An 18,578-nucleotide genomic window follows, 5' to 3' on the forward strand; every position below is an offset into this window, starting at 1 on the left:
TTAGTTGTTTTTTTAATCCGCCCGTTTGCCGCCGAATATTTTCGGTTGCCGCGCCTGCGGTTTATGTCCGAAAACATAGTTTAGTAACACTGCCGTTTCTGTTGCTTTTTCCGATTTTAATCTCTATTTTGCGAATCGTTTATTCGAGAGATATGAAAAGCATATCCTTATTTTTACAAATCAAATCTTGAAATACCATGAAAGTATATCAGACGAACGAAATCAAGAACATTGCCCTGCTTGGCAATGACGGTGCAGGTAAGACCACTCTCACTGAAGCGTTGCTTTATGAGAGTGGCATTATAAAACGCCGCGGCAGGATTACTGCCAAAAATACGGTGAGCGACTATTTCCCGGTGGAGCAGGAATATGGCTACTCTGTTTTTTCTACCGTTTATCATGTGGAATGGAACGGCAAGAAACTGAATATCATTGACTGTCCGGGAAGCGACGATTTCGTGGGTGCCGCAATTACAGCCTTGAATGTGACTGATACGGCCGTTCTTCTGCTGAACGGTCAGTATGGGCCGGAAGTGGGTACGCAGAACCATTTCCGCTATACGGAGAAGCTGGGAAAGCCCGTCATCTTCCTGGTGAACCAGCTCGACAGCGAGAAGTGTGACTTTGACCATGTGCTCGAACAGCTGAAGGAAAATTACGGCTCTAAAGTTGTTCCGGTTCAGTATCCTTTGTCTACAGGGCCGGACTTCAATGCGTTGATTGATGTACTTTTAATGAAAAAATATTCTTGGGGCCCCGACGGAGGTGCTCCAACCATAGAAGACATTCCTGCCGAAGAGATGGAGAAAGCGCAGGAGTGGCACAAGACACTGGTGGAAGCCGCTGCCGAACACGATGAAACGTTGATGGAGAAATTCTTTGAGTCGGATTCGCTGACTGAAGACGAGATGCGCGAAGGTATCCGCAAGGGGCTTGCTGCACGCGGGATGTTCCCCGTGTTCTGCGTATGCGCCGGAAAGGATATGGGCGTGCGGCGTCTGATGGAATTTCTGGGCAACGTGGTTCCGTTCGTCGACGAAATGCCTCCCGTACACAATACGCGCGGCGTGCCTGTTCCTCCTGATCCCAACGGGCCGACTTCGCTTTATTTCTTCAAGACAGCCGTTGAGCCTCATATCGGCGATGTGCAGTATTTTAAGGTGATGAGCGGTGTGGTTCATGAAGGAGATGACCTGACCAATGCCGACAGAGGGTCAAAAGAACGTATTGCCCAGCTTTATGTCTGTGCAGGTGCAAACCGTGAAAAGGTAGACGAGCTGCGGGCCGGCGACATCGGCTGTACGGTGAAGCTGAAAGATGTCAAGACCGGAAACACGCTGAACGGAAAAGATTGCGACAACCGTTTCAATTTCATCAAATATCCGAATCCGAAATATACCCGCGCCATCAAGGCGGTGAACGAGGCCGATACGGAAAAGATGATGGCCGTGCTTCACCGTATGCGTGAGGAAGATCCGACATGGGTTGTCGAACAGTCGAAAGAACTGAAGCAGATTCTGGTTCACGGCCAGGGCGAGTTCCATTTGCGCACCTTGAAGTGGCGTCTGGAAAACAATGAAAAGCTTTCGGTGCAGTTCCTCGAGCCGAAGATTCCTTATCGTGAAACGATTACCAAAGCGGCCCGTGCGGATTACCGCCACAAGAAGCAGTCGGGCGGTGCCGGACAGTTCGGTGAGGTTCATCTCATTGTAGAGCCTTATTACGAAGGTATGCCTGCTCCGGATACATATAAGTTCAACGGTCAGGAATTCAAGATTACCGTGAAGGGTACAGAAACGGTGGATCTTGAATGGGGCGGCAAATTAGTGTTTGTTAACAGTGTGGTCGGAGGTGCGATTGACGCGCGCTTCATGCCGGCCATATTGAAAGGTATCATGAGCCGTATGGAACAAGGGCCTTTGACCGGCTCGTATGCGCGCGATGTGCGTGTCATCGTTTACGACGGCAAGATGCATCCGGTTGACTCCAATGAAATTTCGTTCATGCTTGCCGGCCGCCATGCCTTCAGCGATGCGTTCAAGAATGCCGGACCGAAGATTCTGGAACCGATTTATGATGTGGAAGTGTTTGTGCCGAGCGAGAAGCTGGGAGATGTGATGAGCGACATGCAGGGCAGACGAGGCATGATTATCGGCATGAGCAGCGAAAAAGGCTATGAGAAGCTGCTGGCTAAGGTTCCTTTGAAAGAGATGTCAAACTATTCAACCTCGCTGAGTTCGTTGACCGGAGGCCGCGCGTCGTTCATCATGAAATTTGCAAGCTATGAACTTGTGCCGACCGATGTTCAGAACAAACTGATGAAAGAGTTTGAAGAGCAGGAAAAGGATGACATGTGATTTGTCTTTTTCTGACCGGACATAACAAATAGATTAAAAAAGTGAAAAGGCTGTATTTGAAAGAAATGCAGCCTTTTTCCCTTTACAGACTTAAACAATTGCGGCTATTTATTTGTTCTTAGTTTAAAATTATATTATTTTTGCAGGTGAGTGAACTGCTTTTTGTTGCTTAGTGCGTATTCTGTTAACTAAAATGGAATATTGGGTTAATATAAGAAAAATGTAGGTCTAAAACTTGTTAACTCCGGTAACAGTTATTTGTTTGGCAGTTAATTTTGTCTGTATGAAAAAGTCTACAATTTGGATATTAGGTGTTATTATGGGACTGTCTTTCTTGAGCCTGCTGTATTTGCAGGTCAGCTATATAGAAGAGATGGTCAAGATGAGGCGGGGCCAGTTTGAGGAAGGTGTGAACCGCAGTCTGGTCAAGGCCGTGCATAATCTGGAACTGGTTGAAACGAAGAAATACCTGGAGAAGGATGTCATCGAGCAGGAGCGTTCCGGGCTTGTTTCCCGCGGCAGCCAGCAGCAGAAGCAGCAAGTGGGAGAGAACGTGGTCGAACATCACAAGTATACCATCACAGCTCCTGACGGGTCTACTTATTCTACTTTCGAGCTCAAGACGATCATGAGCCGTCCGGCAAATGTTCCCAAGGTGATAATATCTACGGGCAAGACAATACCGCAGACATCACGTGCCTTGCAGGAAATCGTGAAGGAACGCTACATTTATCAGCGCGAGCTTCTGAACGAGGTTATTTACAACATATTGTATACAGCCAGTGACAAGCCGCTGAAAGAGCGTGTCAATTTCAAGCAGCTGGACCATTTCCTGAAGTCGGAACTGTTCAATAACGGGATAGACATTCCGTATCATTTTTCGGTGACCGACCGCGACGGCAAAGAAGTTTACCGCTGTTCGGACTATGCGTATGACGGAGAGAAGGTTTATTCGCGCCTGCTTTTTGAAAATGATCCTCCTGCGAAGATGGGATTTGTTAACATCTTTTTCCCTACGCTCGACGATTATATTTTCAGTTCCGTGCGTTTCATGATTCCTTCAATCATCTTTACGCTGGTGCTGCTGATAACGTTTATATTTACGATATACATCATTTTCCGCCAGAAGCGGCTGACTGAGATAAAGAATGATTTCATCAACAATATGACTCATGAGTTCAAGACGCCTATATCTACCATCTCTCTTGCCGCACAGATGCTGAATGACCCTGCGGTTGGCAAATCGCCGGTAATGTTCAAGCATATCTCGGGCGTGATCAATGACGAAACCAAGCGCTTGAGGTTCCAGGTGGAGAAGGTGCTGCAGATGTCGATGTTTGAACGCCAGAGCGTGACGCTGAAAAAGAAGGAGGTTGACGCGCATGAGGTTATCAACGGGGTGGTGAATACCTTCCGCCTTAAGGTCGAGAGCAGCGGAGGAACCTTGGACGCGGAACTAGCCGCTGAAGACCCCATCATCTTTGTGGATGAGATGCATTTTACAAATGTAATGTTCAATCTGCTGGACAATGCGGTGAAATACAAGCGTCCGGATGTGGACATTGCGTTGAAGATACGGACATGGAATGAAGCAAACAAGCTGTGCATCTCTATTGAAGACAACGGAATCGGAATCAAGAGGGAAGACCTGAAGAAGATATTTGAAAAGTTCTATCGCGTTCATACCGGAAACCGCCACGATGTGAAGGGATTCGGTCTTGGACTGGCCTATGTGAAGAAGATCATCTCAGATCACAAGGGCACGATACGTGCTGAGAGTGAACTGAATGTGGGGACTAAGTTTATTATTGTATTACCTTTATTTAAAGACGAATAGTTTATGGATGAAAAATTACGTATTTTGTTGTGCGAGGATGACGAGAATCTTGGCATGCTGTTGAGAGAATATTTGCAGGCGAAAGGTTATTCTGCAGATCTGTTTCCGGACGGAGAAACCGGCTTCAAGGCCTTCTTGAAAAATAAATACGACCTGGTTGTAACGGATGTGATGATGCCTAAGAAAGACGGCTTTACTTTGGCACAGGAAATCCGTCAGGCAAACGCGGAGATTCCCATTATTTTCCTCACCGCAAAGACGTTGAAGGAAGATATTCTGGAGGGATTCAAGATCGGTGCGGACGATTATATAACGAAGCCTTTCAGTATGGAAGAGCTGACTTTCCGTATCGAGGCCATCTTGCGCCGTGTGCGCGGAAAGCGCAACAAGGAATGCACGGTCTACAAAATCGGACGGTTTACCTTTGATACGCAGAAGCAGATTCTGGCCATCGGGGACAAACAGACCAAACTGACGACCAAAGAATCTGAACTGCTGGGCCTGCTCTGCGCTCATGCCAACGAGATTCTGCAGCGTGACTTTGCGCTCAAGACTATCTGGATTGATGACAACTACTTCAATGCGCGCAGCATGGATGTGTATATCACCAAGCTCCGCAAGCATCTGAAGGAAGACGATTCGATTGAAATCATCAATATCCACGGAAAAGGCTACAAGCTCATTACTCCGGATAATGACTGAAAAAAACATGAGGATGTGCCGGCATGAGAGATGCTGGGGCGCATCCTCTTTTCTTCTCTCCTTTTGCGTCTGCTAGGACTGGGTGTTGTGGAAAATCTTGCGCAGGACTTCCTGGCTGACCTTCAGTTCTTCAAGTGTCAGGCCGTGCAGCGCTTCTTTCAGTGTCTTGTTGGCGATGAATCGGGCCTTTTCTTCCAGATTTTTTCCTGTGGCTGTCAGGTGGATCTTGTTGGTTCTCCGGTCTTTTCTGTCAGACATTCTGACAACCAGCTGCTGCCGTTCCATGTTGTCTATCAGCCGTGTCATGCTCGGCTTGTCCTTGAATGTGGCATTGCAAAGTTCCTGTTGTGCGACACCGTCTTTTTCCCACAGGTATAGCAGGACCGTCCATTGTTCCGGCGTTATGTCTAGTCCGTTCTGTCTGAAGTTCCTGAGAAGCTTTCTGTTGATGGCGGCCGACACCTTTCCGTTGAGGATGGCGAAAATGAGCTGGATGTCAAAGTTGAATTGTTCAATCATTGATTTTTGTTTTAGCGGCAGGTGCAAAGATAAGACATTTTGCGGTTGGATGAAATGTTTCTGCCGCCCCGTTTAAGATTCTTTATTTGAGAAAAAGAACGTAATTCTTTGTTTGTTAGAGAAAAAAACGTACCTTTGCGCCGCAATTGAAATTTAATATTAATAATTAATTAACGAACTAGTATGAACCAATACGAAACCGTTTTCATTTTGACTCCCGTTTTGTCTGATGTTCAGATGAAGGAAGCGGTAGAGAAATTCAAGGCTATCCTGACTCAGGAGGGTGCTGAGATTATCAATGAAGAAAACTGGGGCTTGCGCAAATTGGCTTACCCGATTCAGAAGAAGTCTACAGGATTCTATCAATTGTTGGAATTTAAAGCCGATCCGTCTGTAATCTCAAAACTGGAAGTGAACTTCCGCCGCGACGAGCGCGTGATTCGTTTCCTGACATTCAGATTGGACAAGTATGCGGCTGAATATGCAGCTAAGAGAAGAAGTTTAAAATCAACTAAAAAGGAGGAAAATTAATCATGGCACAGCAACAATCGGAAATCAGATATTTAACTCCGCCCTCAGTAGACGTTAAGAAGAAGAAATACTGCCGTTTCAAAAAGAATGGCATCAAGTACATTGACTATAAAGATCCTGAATTCCTGAAGAAATTCTTGAACGAACAGGGCAAGATCCTTCCGCGCCGTATTACAGGTACTTCTTTGAAGTTCCAGCGTCGTATTGCGCAGGCTGTTAAGAGAGCCCGCCATTTGGCTTTGCTGCCTTACGTAACTGATATGATGAAATAAATAAAGGAGGAATAAGTATGGAAATAATTTTGAAAGAAGATATAGCTAGCTTGGGCTATAAGAATGACATCGTAACCGTAAAGGATGGCTATGGACGCAACTATCTTATTCCGACTGGCAAGGCTATCCTGGCTTCTCCTTCTGCAAAGAAGATGCTGGCTGAAGAACTGAAGCAGCGTGCTCACAAACTGGAGAAGATTAAGAAGGATGCTGAAGCTGTGGCAGAATCTTTGAAGGATGTTGCATTGACAATCGCGACAAAGGTAAGTGCAACAGGTTCTATCTACGGATCTGTCGGCAGCCTTCAGATTGCTGAGGAACTGGCTAAATTGGGTCATAACATCGACCGCAAGATTATCGTAATCAAGGATCAGGTGAAAGAAGTTGGCCACTATACGGCTGTTGTAAGACTTCACAAGGAAGTTTCTGTAGAAATTCCTTTCGAAGTGGTAGCAGAAGAAGCTTGATTTATTATCTGTAAATACTTTATAGATTGTCCCGACCGGATTCGTTCTGGTCGGGATTTTTTTATTTGTCTAAGGGAGTGTCATATATTTGGAGCACCCGATTCCTCTTCTGTTGTACTGCAGTCTGGCTTTAAGCTTTTAGCCGTTCCAAAACCTTGTTCCAGTCGACCAGCTCCCAGAATGCGGCTATATATGCCGCCCGGCGGTTCCGGTAGTCAATGTAGTAGGCATGTTCCCATACATCGATGACAAGGAGGGGGGTAAGTCCTTTGCGCAACGGGTTTCCTGCATTCTGTTCGCTTGCGACAGACAGCTTGCCCTGATTGTCTTTTACCAGCCATGTCCATCCCGATCCGAACAGTCCGGTTGCTGCCTGGGTGAATTGTTCCTGAAATTTTTCTATAGTGCCGAAATCTTTGGCCAACGCTTCTGCGAGTTCAGCTGGAACCGGAGTTTGTGAGGGCGTTAAAGACTCGAAAAAGAACGTATGGTTCCAAGTCTGTGCGGCATTGTTGAAAATTCCTCCTTCAGCGGTGCGTATCATTTCTTCCAGCGGAGCGTTTTCGTAGGGCGTTCCTGCTGTCAGTCTGTTCAGGTTGTCCACATAGGTTTGCAGATGTTTCCCATAGTGGAATTCAATCGTTTCTTTGCTCATTTTCGGAGCAAGTGCTTCCATCGGATAAGGAAGCAAAGGCATTGTGTGTTTCATAATCTTTCTTTTTTAAGTGGTTATAAATAATGAGTATCTGTAAAGGTACAAATTAAATTGCTAACAAACTTGCTTTGCTGCGTTTTTATTTTGTTGGCAGTCCGAGAATGTCAACAAGTGTAAGGTAATTGATATGGTGGTAAAATCGTCCGGAAGACAGGTGCAGATTTTCTTTCCGGACGATTCTGCCGCCATTTTAGATCCATGTTTTGTATCAGTTGATAAATAAATCATTAACTTTATAGCATTGTATCAGAGAAATTTTGTAGATATTGAAAATTTATGCTTATGAAACGATTTGTGTTAATGTTGTTTTCCGTGGCGGCCCTTTCAGCCCGGCCATGCGGAAGCGGGTTGTCCGTCCCAACGGATTCCGTCATTTCCTTTTCCTATGATGCAAGGAATATGACAATTCTTTTAGATGGCAGGGAGGTGCCTTATTATTTTGTTTTTGACACTATATCTGGAAACCGGAAACCGGATTATGTGCAGGTCGGCGGTTCGGTGGACAAGAAGGAGTCGATAAAGAAGTACGGTGAGAAATACAGGATGGGAATATTAATCTATCAAACGCGCGATGACAATGAGAATGCCCGGAATGAATAAGTTTTGTATCATAGTCTGCCTTATGTTTGCATTTCCCGCATGTCTGTTTGCAGATGGTGCCACATTCAGGATAAACGGTACGGTGGCCGGTTCCTACAACGGCTCGCTTGTAACCCTGTTCACTTTTGTGGGGAATTCAATCCGTTCCGTGGACTCCACTTACGTGAAAGACGGGCACTTCAGCTTTTCCGGCCCGGAATACATATACGAGGAATCCCTGGTATCTGTAGGTAATTATCCGGATACGGTACTGTATGCGGATGTGTACCTGAAAGGCGAGATTGACGTTCATCTGAAACCGAAGTCCGTGGTCCGTTCGTCCTTCAATGATGAGTATAAGGCGTTTCGTGACAGTACGAACGTAATTTACAGAAAGATGTTCGGAGTCACAGATGAGAATCTGTACAGGAAACTATGGAGCGAACTGTGGAGGTTTCGTTTCGGCTTCAAGAAAAAGCATGTGCATGACGGGCTTGGACGCGAACTTTTTATAAAGGATGCTATGACGTATTCAGGTAGTGAACTTGATATTTATGCCGACGACTTGTACAGCCTGTTTTCAGAAACGGACAAGAACCGGGATGACATTCAAAAGGCTTATACTGTATGGAATAGGTCAAGGGGACATGCAGAACTTATAGGTTCGAGTTTTATAGACTATAATCTGATAGACAAGGACGGGCATCCGTGCAGGATTTCAGATTTTATAGGTAAATATGATTTGCTGTTCATCGATTTCTGGGCTACCTGGTGTGGTCCCTGCATCGCTTTGGACCCCACCATGAAGAGGATGCATGAGGAATACGGCGGCAGAGGGTTCGGGATACTTGCCCTGTCATTGGATACGAACCGCCGTTCCTGGTTGAATTATGTCAATAAGGATACCCGTGAATGGGCCAATGATGTGTGCATATTGTCTTCGGACGAAGATGAAAGCATAAGGGAAGCCTATAAGATTATTGGAATTCCTTTCGGGGTTCTGATAGACAGGAACGGTAAAATACTTCATGTATTACAGCACAGCGGCGTGATAGAATATTATCTTAAATCGATATATGAAAATAACTGATTGTTTTTAACCCTCCCCCAATTACGAGAAACATTGATAGAAATAAGGCTGTATGGAAAGGGCTGAAATTCAGCTGTAAAAATAGAGGCCCGAATAATAACTTAAGATTTAAATTATGAAAAAGTTAGGAACTTTGAAATTGAAAAATGCAAGTGTTCTTTCAGAAAAAGAGATGAAAGGGATTTTTGGTGGCAGTGGTGATGTTTCTTGTACAGTATCATTAAACTGTGCGGGAGGTTCGGTTTCCTGCACCAGTTCTATTGGAGATTGTGAAAGAATCAGTCAAAATATAAGCGGCTTTAATATAGTGACAGAAATACGGTGTGAGGATAAAGTGTATTCGTGCAGTTCGGAAAATATAGACTCGGGATTTTCCTTTTAGGCTTTTGGAGTATGAAATTAAAGCTTTTGTACTTGATATTGTATTTTGCTGTAACGGGGATTGTAGAATGTCGCTCACATGCAGACGGAGAGCGAATCAGGCTGCCTTTGGATACTTTGGTGCAGAAAGAATTCCCTTCCAGGCATTTGCCGCGTGTGAAACGCATGTGGCTGAACAAGTCAGACACTGCATTGGCTGATAGTATACTATATAATATAGGCCTGTACAATGTAGTGGTAAAGAAAGACCGTGAAAAGATTCTATATAATATTTGCAGGAAATATAATCCAGAGATTTCAAACGAATATCTTATTTCTTTTCAGATGGATTCCATAAGGAAGTGTCATGATATGTATTACCCTCTTGGCTGTTATGTACATAACGGCAAGGCGTATGAGTATTATCTGATTCCGAACTTCGGTTCCCTTGCTTATAGTGACCGACGAATCAATCAGCTTCCTGTGACTTATGCGTACCAAAGGTCACGGCATGCGGTTTGGAACAATCATGACATTCTGGTGTATGAGAATCCGGGCGATAATGTTCGGATTGAACTGCGGGATATGAGGACCGGGAAGAAGCACCGTTTTATGACTGTGGACGGTATGGGGTACAAGTCTTCTTATTCTGTGGGCGACAGCGTAGCGATAGGAAGTGTATGCTATAGTCTGGACAGTATAGGCGGTAATTGGGATTTCCTATATTTGTCGGAAAAAGAGATTCGTAGGACTGTAGTCCCTGAAACGGTTATGGATAAGCTGGCTGCATGTTTTAAGCGGAATGATTATCTGCTGGTAGATTTCTGGGGGACATGGTGCAATCCGTGTATAGCAGGCTTTTCTGATATGAAGGTTCTTCATGACGAAATCAGTGGTTATTGCAGCCTTGTAGGGATCTGTTATGACAGCAATAGGAATATTGCGAAAATGGACAGTTTGTTGTCTGCGCATGGCATCGGCTGGGAAAATATATTTGATGATGACCGTGCAATAGACAATCCGGAGTCGATTGTTTGTAAACTGAATATACGTTCGTTTCCGACTTATCTATTGATTAACAGGAAAGGCGAGATGCTTCTGATGGATTCCGGCATTGTGGGTTTTCGGAATCTCAGACGTTACCTTGCGAAGCTTGCAAAAAGGAAAAACAATTGAGAAATGAAAGGCTGCATGGAAAGGGCTGAAATGCAGTTGTAAAATAGAAGCCCGAATAATAACTTAAAATTTTAAATTATGAAAAAGTTAGGAACTTTGAAGTTGAAAAATGCAAGTGTCCTTTCAGAAAGAGAGATGAAGCAGGTTCTTGGCGGAAGCGGGTTTACCGGCAGTGGGTCAGAAGAAAGAGAGTGGGATTGCCTGTGCTTTCAGCCTCATTCTGGTGCGTTAGGTGAAGACAATACTCCTTTGCCTCCCGATAAGAAAGTAACGGTTAAGTCAAATGATTATAGTCTTGCTTTTGCGGCATGTCCGGGGTACGAGAAGGTAAATTGTATTTGAGGATATTTTTTCATTGCTACAGTTGTATGCGGTTATTGTATTGTTAGAGTTTCATCAATAAACAGGGTTAGTCTTTAACATGAAACTAACCCTGTTAAAGCCGTTGTTGTTTTTAAGTAAATTCTGAGTACAGATATACTATTCTTTAAGTATAAATTAGGTAATATGATTAACTTTTTATTGTATGAGAAAACAGTTCCTGACAATCCTGCTGCTTTGCCTGTTCCATCCTTTGGTGTATGGAAACAATGTGCATGTTTCCTTTCTGTTCGACGAGCCGATCAGGCTGTTCATATACAAGCCGGTCGACGGCCTCTATAATTTCGTTTATGCGCATGACACGCTTGATGTCCGGGCCGGTCTGCCCGCGGACTACGACCTCCATGTGGATGACATTTCCATCCTTTCTTTAAAGTTTCCGGATAGAATCGGCCATGAAATTCTTTATGTTGCTCCGAACGATACCTTGCACGTATACCGTGAGAAGGGGGGCCTGTCGGTGAAAGGGGGCAATGAAATGATCAACAACTACTGTTCTCGTTTTTTATACCGTGACAAAGAACTGGTGTTTAGAAAGAATGTTCAGAAGTATTTGAAGCGTTTTGTCGATGCGGATGACTTCTCCGGCGTGTCGCCGGACAATATTCCCCGCCTGCAGATTACGCCTCCCTATGAGCGTGAGCTTGAGAATGACCGTTCCCGGTTCGGGGAGATATTGCGCCGTGAGCTGAAGTATGGTGAAACCGAAGTGCTGGCTGACGAGCTTTTAAAGGCGAAGGACTCTGTGCAGTCAAGGGCGTCATTGGCCCGGATAGACTTTCTGGTGGACTCCCTCTACCGTTCATGTCCCGTAGAGGGCGACTTCCACAGGCACCATGCTTCCGTGTATTTTATATACTATTATGAATATGTGTATTCACAGTTGGATGAGGCGGAGCGGAACAGGGTAAAATCGGAACTTGCGGGCTGCAAGCTTACTTATGAACCGGATTTTATGCTGGCCTCCCCGTCGGATATTCTGTCAGAACTCTTCACCCATTTCATGTTTCAGCTGATTTTTCATATTGATGGGTTTGATAACGATTCGGTGCTTGCGTACATTCACCGCCGTTTTCCGGATTCGGAGTCCTATGCCATCTGCAAGCGTGAATATGAGTTCTATAAGGCGAGGAACAGCACTGCCCAAGTCATTTCCTGTTCTCCTTCCAGCCTGGAGGCCCTTTGTTCGTGTGAGGAGCTTGAGGGGAAATTCGTATTGGTTGACCTGTGGGCCACGTGGTGCGTTCCATGCATGATGGAGTTTGGCTACAAGGACCAGGTTGACAACATGCTTTCTCAGTTCTACAACCAAGTTTCCATGGTCTATGTGTCGATAGACAGCGATGCCGGGAAATGGCGTTCCCGTATAGAGGGCCAACTTTCCGGCCTGCATCTGCTTGCCTCAAAAGAACTGTGGGCCGACATTCAGTCGAAGGTTTACGGAGGCTCTTCCACGCCGATACCCCGTTACTTTCTTCTGTCTCCCAGAGGCGAGCTGCTTAACGCGGACTTGACACGGCCGAGCAATGGCGTGGAGCGCATGCAGCAGGAGATAAGGGACGGGATGAAACTTTTCATAAATCAGGTTTCAAAAAAGGAATGATATGGAACTGCAGTTTTCGATGGAACGGAGGATGCTGAACCGCCTGTTGCTGGAAACGGCATTTTTAAGGGACACCGGTCTGTTCCATGGGCAAACCGGCATCATATTGGGCTTTGCCCTATTATATGAACGGACATCTGATGAAATTTATAAGGAGATAATGGATGTGCTGTTGGATCGTATGACAGAGCGGCTCACGAATGATTTAAGTATAAATTTTGACAAGGGGATTGCCGGCATAGGCTGGGGAATGGAGTATCTGATACAAAACCGTCTGGTGGAGGGTGACAGCCTGGAGGTCTGCAAGGAGTTTGATGAAAGAATTGTCCGAGAAAATGTTAGGCGTATGACCGATATTTCCTTAGAAACAGGCTTGGAGGGGTTGCTGCATTACATAACTGCTCATTTGCAGGGCGTGTGGAATCAGAGCAGGAAATATCCTTTTGATGGTGACTTCTTAAAAGATGTTTATGTCGCGGCATGCAGAACAAGCGAGGATGATATTCCTGTTTCTTTGATGTCATTGTGTGCTGACTACAGGAGGTTTTACGAATCGGGAAAGATTCCCCGCTATACTTTTGACTTTATAAGATGGATAGAGGTGAAAACAGAGAATATCGGGCATGATTTAGGCTTGAGAAACGGACTGGCCGGCTTGTTGTTGCAAAAAAATGTTCTGAATGAAAAAAGTGTATATATTGGATGAGTCCATTAGCTCAAAAAGGAACGGCATAGGCACATATACCAGGCAACTGGTAAGGATTCTGAAACCTGTCGCTGAGGTATGTGTCGTATCTTTTAATTCGGAATCTAAAGAGCTTGCCGTCGTTTATCGCGATGGCATCAGGCAGATAATGTTTCCTCCGTTTCCAACGGGAAATTATACTTCGAATGGAGATATAATCTCCGTGGCTTTTAAAATATATATAGGGGATGACAGTGACAATCTGATTATAGCAAGTCATTCACCCTGTTCGGACTTTCTGGCCATGGTTAGAAAATATCTGCCTCTTAGTAAAATTATATTTGTTATTCATGATTTTGAGTGGACAATGGAGTGTGCGGGAAGCAGGGAGAAATATACACGGATAATTAAGGCAGGAAAACGGAAGAATATAAAAAATAGATATTCGTTCCTTATTAACAGGTATGATGAAGAAAAAAGGATTTATAGCCTGTCAGATAAAATTGTCTGTTTGTGTCATGAAAGTTTTTGTCTGCTGCGTGACTTATATGGAGTGGATGAAAAGAAACTGTCTTTGATCTCTAATGGATTGCCACAGTCAAAGAAAGGTGACAGGGCGGCCGTGCGCAAAGAGTTTTTTATAGGTGATGATGAGAAAGTTCTGCTGTTTTCAGGAAGACTGGTTTCTGCCAAAGGCATAGATATCTTATTCAGTGCCTTTGAAAAAGTATTGCAGCAGAATTCAAAAGCAAGGCTTGTGCTTGTCGGCTCGTTGAACTTTCATGCGGAGAAACTGCTTGCATCGTATCCGCATGCAGTAAGTAGAATAACGGTAACAGGTTTTCTGTCAAAGGAAATATTACAGAAGTGGTATACAATGGCGGATATTGGAGTGATTCCTTCCTGTTACGAGCAATGCTCTTATACGGGAATAGAGATGATGATGAATGGCATTCCGATAGTGACCACGGACGGGTATGGTCTGAGTGATATGTTCAAGTCAGGAGAGAACGCCAGTGTCGTTAAATTGAACGGCTGCAAATGCCCGAAGAATACTGCTGAAGATTTGGCCGATGCAATTGTGTCATTGCTGGATTCGGAGGAGTTATGCGAATACTTGGGAAAGAAAGCGTATGAAGCTTATAAGAATAGGTATCAGTTGAAGTATATGCGTATGGGATATGTGAATCTGATAAATGAATTGTGATGCTTGGTTTCATTATGATTTGTGTGGATATGATATGTAGAATGGCCTAGGTATATGTGGTTTGTTGCGGTTGTCCTGAAATGTGATACTTATGCAGGCACGATTATGAATGAAAGTTTATATCATATAAAAATGAAAATAAAGAGTTTTCCTAACTACCTCCAGCTTGATGCGATGGATTGCGGTCCTACCTGTCTTCGCATAATAGCGAAGTATTACGGCAGGAGCTATTCCTTGCAGACCTTGCGTGATAAAAGTTTCATAACGCGGCAAGGAGTCTCGATGCTCGGCATAAGTGATGCGGCAGAAAGCATAGGTTTCCGTACGCAGGGGGTGCGTATCACTTTGAGCAGGCTGATAGAGGATATGCCGCTGCCGTGCATACTGCACTGGAACCAGAACCATTTTGTGGTGTGTTACGAGATAAGAGGGAAGGAGGGAAACCGTTATTTCAGAATATCTGATCCTGCGCGCGGAAAGTATAGGATAGATGAACAGGGATTCCGCAAATGCTGGTGTTCTACAAAAGACGGAAACGAGGAGGCCGGAACGGCACTGGCTTTAAGTCCTTCCCCTGAATTTTATGAGCAGGAGGATGAAAGGATGGATGGAAACCGGAATATCGGCTACTTCTTCCGGTATCTGTTTCCTTATAAGTCGCAGCTGTTGCAGCTTGTGATAGGGATAATGCTTGGAAGTATCTTTTCGCTTATTCTTCCTTTCCTTACTCAGGCCGTAGTAGACCAGGGGATAAGCAATAACAATCTGAATCTGATTACTCTGATACTGGTAGCGCAGCTCGTATTGGCTGTTACGCAGACCGGGGTCAGTTTCATTCAAAGCTGGATAACTCTGCACATGAACACGCGGATAAGCATTACGCTTATTTCGGATTTCCTGATGAAGCTGATGAAGTTGCCTCTTCACTTCTTCGACAGCAAGAATATAGGCGATATCATGCAGCGCATAGGCGACCATAGCCGTATTCAGGCTTTTATGACAGGGAATGCTTTGACTACGTTTTTTTCTTTGTTCAACTTCATCGTATTTGCGTTCATTCTGGTCTATTATGATGTACAGATTTTGCTGGTTTTCATTGTGGGAAACACGCTGTACGTATTGTGGATTGTATTCTTTATGCGCTACAGAAGAAGACTGGACAATGCACGCTTTACGCAGTCTTCTGTGAATCAGAGCAACATGGTGCAGATGATAACCGGCATGCAGGAAATCAAGCTGAACAACTGTGAGAAACAGCAAAGGTGGCTTTGGGAAAGCATACAGGTGAAGCTTTTCAAGATAAGCATCAAGAGTACAGCGTTGGGCCAGTACCAGCAGATAGGTTCGATCTTTTTCAGCCGCACAACGGGGCTGCTGATTTCCTATATATCCGCAAGGGCTGTGATAGAAGGGGAGATAACGCTCGGCATGATGATGTCGGTCAGCTACATAATAGGACAGCTCTCTGCACCTGTAGGGCAGATTATCGGCTTTGCGCAGTCTTTGCAGGATGCCAAGATAAGTCTTGAAAGGCTCAATGAGATACATAACAGAGAGGACGAGGAGCAGAATCGGGATGAGCGTATCAATGAGATTCCGGAAAGCGGAAGCCTCAGACTGGACGGAGTGTGCTTCAGTTATGACGGTTCGGACAGGGAATACATATTGAAAGACATAAACATCGAGATACCGAGGCATAAGGTGACTGCTATAGTCGGAGCAAGCGGAAGCGGGAAGACTACCGTTATAAAGCTTCTGCTTGGATTTTATAATCCGAACAAGGGAAGTCTGAAGATAGGGAGCGTGGACTTGAAGGATATCAATCCGCACCTTTGGCGGCATAGCACGGGGGCTGTCATGCAGGATGGATTTATATTTTCTGATACGATAGCCCGCAACATCGCTCTTGGAACTGATGCCATAGACCGTGAACGCCTGTACCATGCCGTTGAAACTGCATGTATCCGCGATTTCATAGAGTCTCTTCCGCTGAAATACAATACAAGGATAGGAATGGAAGGCAACGGCATCAGTCAGGGCCAGAAACAGCGGATACTTATAGCAAGAGCAATCTATAAGAATCCGGAGTTCCTTTTCTTTGATGAAGCTACAAATGCGCTGGATGCAAACAATGAGCGTGCCATAATGGATAATCTGAATGGATTCTATAAAGGCAAGACTGTGGTGGTCGTGGCGCACCGTCTGAGTACCGTGCAGAATGCAGACAACATAATCGTGCTTGATAACGGAGCAGTAGCAGAGGAAGGCACGCACAGTGAACTTTCAAAATTGAAGGGAATTTATTACAAACTCGTAAAGAACCAGCTTGAACTTGGTTCATGAAAGCATGGTATGGAAGACAAGAAACATGACATAGAACTGAGAAGCGAAGAGTTTCAGGAGGTGCTGAGCAGTGTCCCGTCATGGATATTGAGATGGGGGATAACTGTTGTGGCAATCATAATGTTTCTGCTTATAGCAGGCAGTGCCGTTTTCAAATATCCGGACGTTATTTCTTCTGCTGTAGAGCTTACAGGGGTAAGTCCTGCGGTAACTGTCGTTGCAAGATACAGCGGGAAGATACAGAAACTTTACGTTAAGGATAATCAAGATGTGGAAAAGGGAATGTATCTTGCGATGATAGAAAATGACGCGCTTGCCGGAGATGTAGCTTATTTGCGTGATTTCCTGGAAAACAATGTGCCGTGGACTGCTGATTCGGTTGCACTTCCAAAAAGAAATCTTATACTTGGAGGATTTCAGACTGTATATTCATCATATTATACGACTTTGTCCGAATACAAGCGTTTCATTGTATTTGACTATTACAGAACTAAAGTCAACATGATGAGGCGGAGGATAACAAAGAATATAGATTATTCGGAGAATATGAAAAAGCAGGAGAGATTGATGAAGATACAGCTTGGCATCAGCCATAAGCAATATGAAAGGGATTCGCTGCTTCATCTCAAGGGGCTTGTTTCTGACCTGGAACTTGAAAATAGCTACGGGTCATATATTCAGAACCGGCTTTCGTATGAAAATATAGTGTCAGGTCTTGAAAGTCAGGATATTCAGATAACGCAACAGTATGAAACACTATATGACACGGAGTATCAGTATCTTGATAAAAAGGATGAGCTGGAGTTGCAGTTGAAATCTCTTTTCATGCAGCTGCAAACGGATATAAGAAACTGGGAACTGACCTATGTTCTGAAGTCCCCTATCAAAGGGAAAGTGACGTTTACCAATTATTGGGTGGAAAACCAAAATATTTCATCCGGAGAAGAGGCTTTCAGCATTGTGCCGTACAATAAGGGAGAATTGATAGGAAAGGCGTTCTTGCCTATCGAACGTTCCGGCAAGGTGAAGCCCGGACAACGGGTGAACATACGTTTCAGTAATTTTCCGGATACGGAGTTTGGCATGGTTAACGGTACGGTAAGGAATATATCTCTAGTGCCGGTGAAAATGAACGAAACAAGTTATTATATTGTGGAAATCTCATTTCCTGACGGGCTTCTCACTACATATAACAGAACTTTGCCTTTTGTTCCAGGCATGGAAGGTCAGGCGGATATTATAACAGATGACTTTTCATTGCTGGAACGTTTTGTCTTTCCTATAAAAAAGATACTGACAGAACAGGTTGCAGTGCATTAATAGATGTTTGACTGCATTTGGCGTAAGTCTGTCCGATGAGGAGAATGCTTTCTTTCATGTTAAGGCATTCGGCAATCCTGCGTAAAGAGTTGCAGGAGGTGCAGAAAAGAGTTTGTCTTCAGGTTAGAGATATGTATCTTTAGCCTGAAGACATCTGTTTTTAGTCTGGATTTATATATCTCTAGGCTGGAGATAAAGATTTTAGCGGAAACCGTCCGGCTTTTTCCGGGGAATTCATCCGGACGGTTTCGTTTGTTTCCGCATTGGACTCGTGTTCAGATAAGGGTTCTTCGGACTCTGTGAAAGGGGAAATGGGGTAAAATCGTGCGAAAAATGTGCTCAATTTGTGCGATTGGCAGATTGATGCACTTGTTTTGTAACCTTAAATTATATTCTTTTATTTTTACGGATAATTTTGTGATGCTTTAAAACTT

At 44.5% G+C, this 18,578-nt stretch carries 18 protein-coding genes; 16 read left to right on the top strand and 2 right to left on the bottom strand.

Going from position 1 to position 18,578, the window contains the following annotated elements:
- Positions 1-197 precede the first annotated feature (197 nt).
- From fusA2 to rprY, 3 genes are all read left to right on the top strand, one after another.
- Positions 198-2,357: an elongation factor G2 gene (fusA2, locus tag QUW60_RS10810; protein WP_289560411.1), complete on the top strand. Its 2,160-nt coding sequence runs from the start codon at positions 198-200 to the stop codon at positions 2,355-2,357.
- 283 nt (positions 2,358-2,640) lie between these two features.
- A complete protein-coding gene (locus tag QUW60_RS10815; protein ID WP_289560413.1) occupies positions 2,641-4,194 on the top strand; it encodes a sensor histidine kinase in 1,554 nt (517 codons plus the stop codon).
- Positions 4,195-4,197: 3 nt separating this feature from the next.
- Positions 4,198-4,896 carry a response regulator transcription factor RprY gene (gene rprY, locus QUW60_RS10820; protein ID WP_258338179.1) on the top strand — a complete coding sequence of 233 codons (699 nt, stop codon included), beginning with the start codon at positions 4,198-4,200 and terminating at the stop codon, positions 4,894-4,896.
- A 72-nt stretch (positions 4,897-4,968) separates the two neighbouring features.
- Here the strand turns inward: rprY and QUW60_RS10825 are convergent, their stop codons facing one another.
- Positions 4,969-5,415, bottom strand: coding sequence for a MarR family winged helix-turn-helix transcriptional regulator (locus QUW60_RS10825; RefSeq protein ID WP_258338180.1), 447 nt, complete (start codon positions 5,413-5,415; stop codon positions 4,969-4,971).
- Positions 5,416-5,598: 183 nt separating this feature from the next.
- Here QUW60_RS10825 and rpsF point away from each other — a divergent pair, with 183 nt between their 5' ends.
- Genes rpsF through rplI form a run of 3 tightly spaced genes read left to right on the top strand, consistent with a single transcriptional unit; the run spans position 5,599 to position 6,685 of the window.
- Positions 5,599-5,946 (top strand): 30S ribosomal protein S6, encoded by a 348-nt coding sequence (gene rpsF, locus QUW60_RS10830; protein WP_258338181.1) that lies wholly within the window; start codon positions 5,599-5,601, stop codon positions 5,944-5,946.
- A gap of 2 nt (positions 5,947-5,948) precedes the next feature.
- Positions 5,949-6,218 (top strand): 30S ribosomal protein S18, encoded by a 270-nt coding sequence (rpsR, locus tag QUW60_RS10835; RefSeq protein ID WP_191710081.1) that lies wholly within the window; start codon positions 5,949-5,951, stop codon positions 6,216-6,218.
- Between the two features lie 17 nt (positions 6,219-6,235).
- Positions 6,236-6,685, top strand: coding sequence for a 50S ribosomal protein L9 (rplI, locus tag QUW60_RS10840; RefSeq protein WP_258338182.1), 450 nt, complete (start codon positions 6,236-6,238; stop codon positions 6,683-6,685).
- A gap of 130 nt (positions 6,686-6,815) precedes the next feature.
- On the opposite strand, the gene QUW60_RS10845 is transcribed toward rplI, so the two are convergent.
- Positions 6,816-7,394: a superoxide dismutase gene (locus QUW60_RS10845; RefSeq protein ID WP_289560418.1), complete on the bottom strand. Its 579-nt coding sequence runs from the start codon at positions 7,392-7,394 to the stop codon at positions 6,816-6,818.
- Between the two features lie 405 nt (positions 7,395-7,799).
- Between QUW60_RS10845 and QUW60_RS10850 the strand changes: the two genes are divergently transcribed.
- The 10 genes from QUW60_RS10850 to QUW60_RS10895 all read left to right on the top strand — a co-directional run bounded on the left by QUW60_RS10850 (position 7,800) and on the right by QUW60_RS10895 (position 18,144).
- Positions 7,800-8,000 (top strand): hypothetical protein, encoded by a 201-nt coding sequence (locus tag QUW60_RS10850; protein ID WP_258338184.1) that lies wholly within the window; start codon positions 7,800-7,802, stop codon positions 7,998-8,000.
- Positions 7,993-9,069, top strand: coding sequence for a TlpA disulfide reductase family protein (locus QUW60_RS10855; protein WP_289560420.1), 1,077 nt, complete (start codon positions 7,993-7,995; stop codon positions 9,067-9,069). The genes QUW60_RS10850 and QUW60_RS10855 overlap by 8 nt, the downstream gene beginning before the upstream one ends.
- 115 nt (positions 9,070-9,184) lie before the next feature.
- Positions 9,185-9,451: a TIGR04149 family rSAM-modified RiPP gene (locus tag QUW60_RS10860; protein WP_289560422.1), complete on the top strand. Its 267-nt coding sequence runs from the start codon at positions 9,185-9,187 to the stop codon at positions 9,449-9,451.
- An 11-nt stretch (positions 9,452-9,462) separates the two neighbouring features.
- A complete protein-coding gene (locus QUW60_RS10865) occupies positions 9,463-10,605 on the top strand; it encodes a TlpA family protein disulfide reductase (protein WP_289560424.1) in 1,143 nt (380 codons plus the stop codon).
- A gap of 78 nt (positions 10,606-10,683) precedes the next feature.
- Positions 10,684-10,947, top strand: coding sequence for a TIGR04149 family rSAM-modified RiPP (locus tag QUW60_RS10870; protein ID WP_289560426.1), 264 nt, complete (start codon positions 10,684-10,686; stop codon positions 10,945-10,947).
- Between the two features lie 184 nt (positions 10,948-11,131).
- The gene (locus QUW60_RS10875; RefSeq protein WP_289560428.1) at positions 11,132-12,589 is read left to right on the top strand and encodes a TlpA family protein disulfide reductase; all 1,458 of its coding nucleotides are present in this window, start codon (positions 11,132-11,134) and stop codon (positions 12,587-12,589) included.
- A 1-nt stretch (position 12,590) separates the two neighbouring features.
- Positions 12,591-13,295, top strand: coding sequence for a lanthionine synthetase LanC family protein (locus tag QUW60_RS10880; RefSeq protein ID WP_289560430.1), 705 nt, complete (start codon positions 12,591-12,593; stop codon positions 13,293-13,295).
- Entirely contained in the window at positions 13,270-14,481 is a 1,212-nt protein-coding gene (locus tag QUW60_RS10885; RefSeq protein WP_289560433.1) for a glycosyltransferase, read from the top strand. The genes QUW60_RS10880 and QUW60_RS10885 overlap by 26 nt, the downstream gene beginning before the upstream one ends.
- A gap of 132 nt (positions 14,482-14,613) precedes the next feature.
- Positions 14,614-16,824, top strand: coding sequence for a peptidase domain-containing ABC transporter (locus QUW60_RS10890; protein WP_289560434.1), 2,211 nt, complete (start codon positions 14,614-14,616; stop codon positions 16,822-16,824).
- 9 nt (positions 16,825-16,833) lie between these two features.
- The gene (locus QUW60_RS10895; protein WP_289560436.1) at positions 16,834-18,144 is read left to right on the top strand and encodes an HlyD family secretion protein; all 1,311 of its coding nucleotides are present in this window, start codon (positions 16,834-16,836) and stop codon (positions 18,142-18,144) included.
- Positions 18,145-18,578: the final 434 nt, after the last annotated feature.

This window comes from Bacteroides gallinaceum (assembly GCF_030373775.1).
In the GTDB taxonomy this organism is placed as follows: domain Bacteria; phylum Bacteroidota; class Bacteroidia; order Bacteroidales; family Bacteroidaceae; genus Phocaeicola; species Phocaeicola excrementipullorum.

Excerpts from the sequence above, each read along its gene's own strand:
- QUW60_RS10825 (WP_258338180.1), bottom strand. The coding sequence starts at position 5,415 with ATGATTGAACAATTCAACTTTGACATCCAGCTCATTTTCGCCATCCTC.
- QUW60_RS10875 (WP_289560428.1), top strand. The coding sequence starts at position 11,132 with ATGAGAAAACAGTTCCTGACAATCCTGCTGCTTTGCCTGTTCCATCCT.
- rpsF (WP_258338181.1), top strand. The coding sequence starts at position 5,599 with ATGAACCAATACGAAACCGTTTTCATTTTGACTCCCGTTTTGTCTGAT.
- fusA2 (WP_289560411.1), top strand. The coding sequence starts at position 198 with ATGAAAGTATATCAGACGAACGAAATCAAGAACATTGCCCTGCTTGGC.
- QUW60_RS10870 (WP_289560426.1), top strand. The coding sequence starts at position 10,684 with ATGAAAAAGTTAGGAACTTTGAAGTTGAAAAATGCAAGTGTCCTTTCA.
- QUW60_RS10880 (WP_289560430.1), top strand. The coding sequence starts at position 12,591 with ATGGAACTGCAGTTTTCGATGGAACGGAGGATGCTGAACCGCCTGTTG.
- QUW60_RS10885 (WP_289560433.1), top strand. The coding sequence starts at position 13,270 with ATGAAAAAAGTGTATATATTGGATGAGTCCATTAGCTCAAAAAGGAAC.
- QUW60_RS10860 (WP_289560422.1), top strand. The coding sequence starts at position 9,185 with ATGAAAAAGTTAGGAACTTTGAAATTGAAAAATGCAAGTGTTCTTTCA.
- rprY (WP_258338179.1), top strand. The coding sequence starts at position 4,198 with ATGGATGAAAAATTACGTATTTTGTTGTGCGAGGATGACGAGAATCTT.
- QUW60_RS10855 (WP_289560420.1), top strand. The coding sequence starts at position 7,993 with ATGAATAAGTTTTGTATCATAGTCTGCCTTATGTTTGCATTTCCCGCA.
- QUW60_RS10845 (WP_289560418.1), bottom strand. The coding sequence starts at position 7,394 with ATGAAACACACAATGCCTTTGCTTCCTTATCCGATGGAAGCACTTGCT.
- QUW60_RS10865 (WP_289560424.1), top strand. The coding sequence starts at position 9,463 with ATGAAATTAAAGCTTTTGTACTTGATATTGTATTTTGCTGTAACGGGG.
- QUW60_RS10850 (WP_258338184.1), top strand. The coding sequence starts at position 7,800 with ATGACAATTCTTTTAGATGGCAGGGAGGTGCCTTATTATTTTGTTTTT.
- QUW60_RS10815 (WP_289560413.1), top strand. The coding sequence starts at position 2,641 with ATGAAAAAGTCTACAATTTGGATATTAGGTGTTATTATGGGACTGTCT.
- rplI (WP_258338182.1), top strand. The coding sequence starts at position 6,236 with ATGGAAATAATTTTGAAAGAAGATATAGCTAGCTTGGGCTATAAGAAT.
- rpsR (WP_191710081.1), top strand. The coding sequence starts at position 5,949 with ATGGCACAGCAACAATCGGAAATCAGATATTTAACTCCGCCCTCAGTA.
- QUW60_RS10895 (WP_289560436.1), top strand. The coding sequence starts at position 16,834 with ATGGAAGACAAGAAACATGACATAGAACTGAGAAGCGAAGAGTTTCAG.
- QUW60_RS10890 (WP_289560434.1), top strand. The coding sequence starts at position 14,614 with ATGAAAATAAAGAGTTTTCCTAACTACCTCCAGCTTGATGCGATGGAT.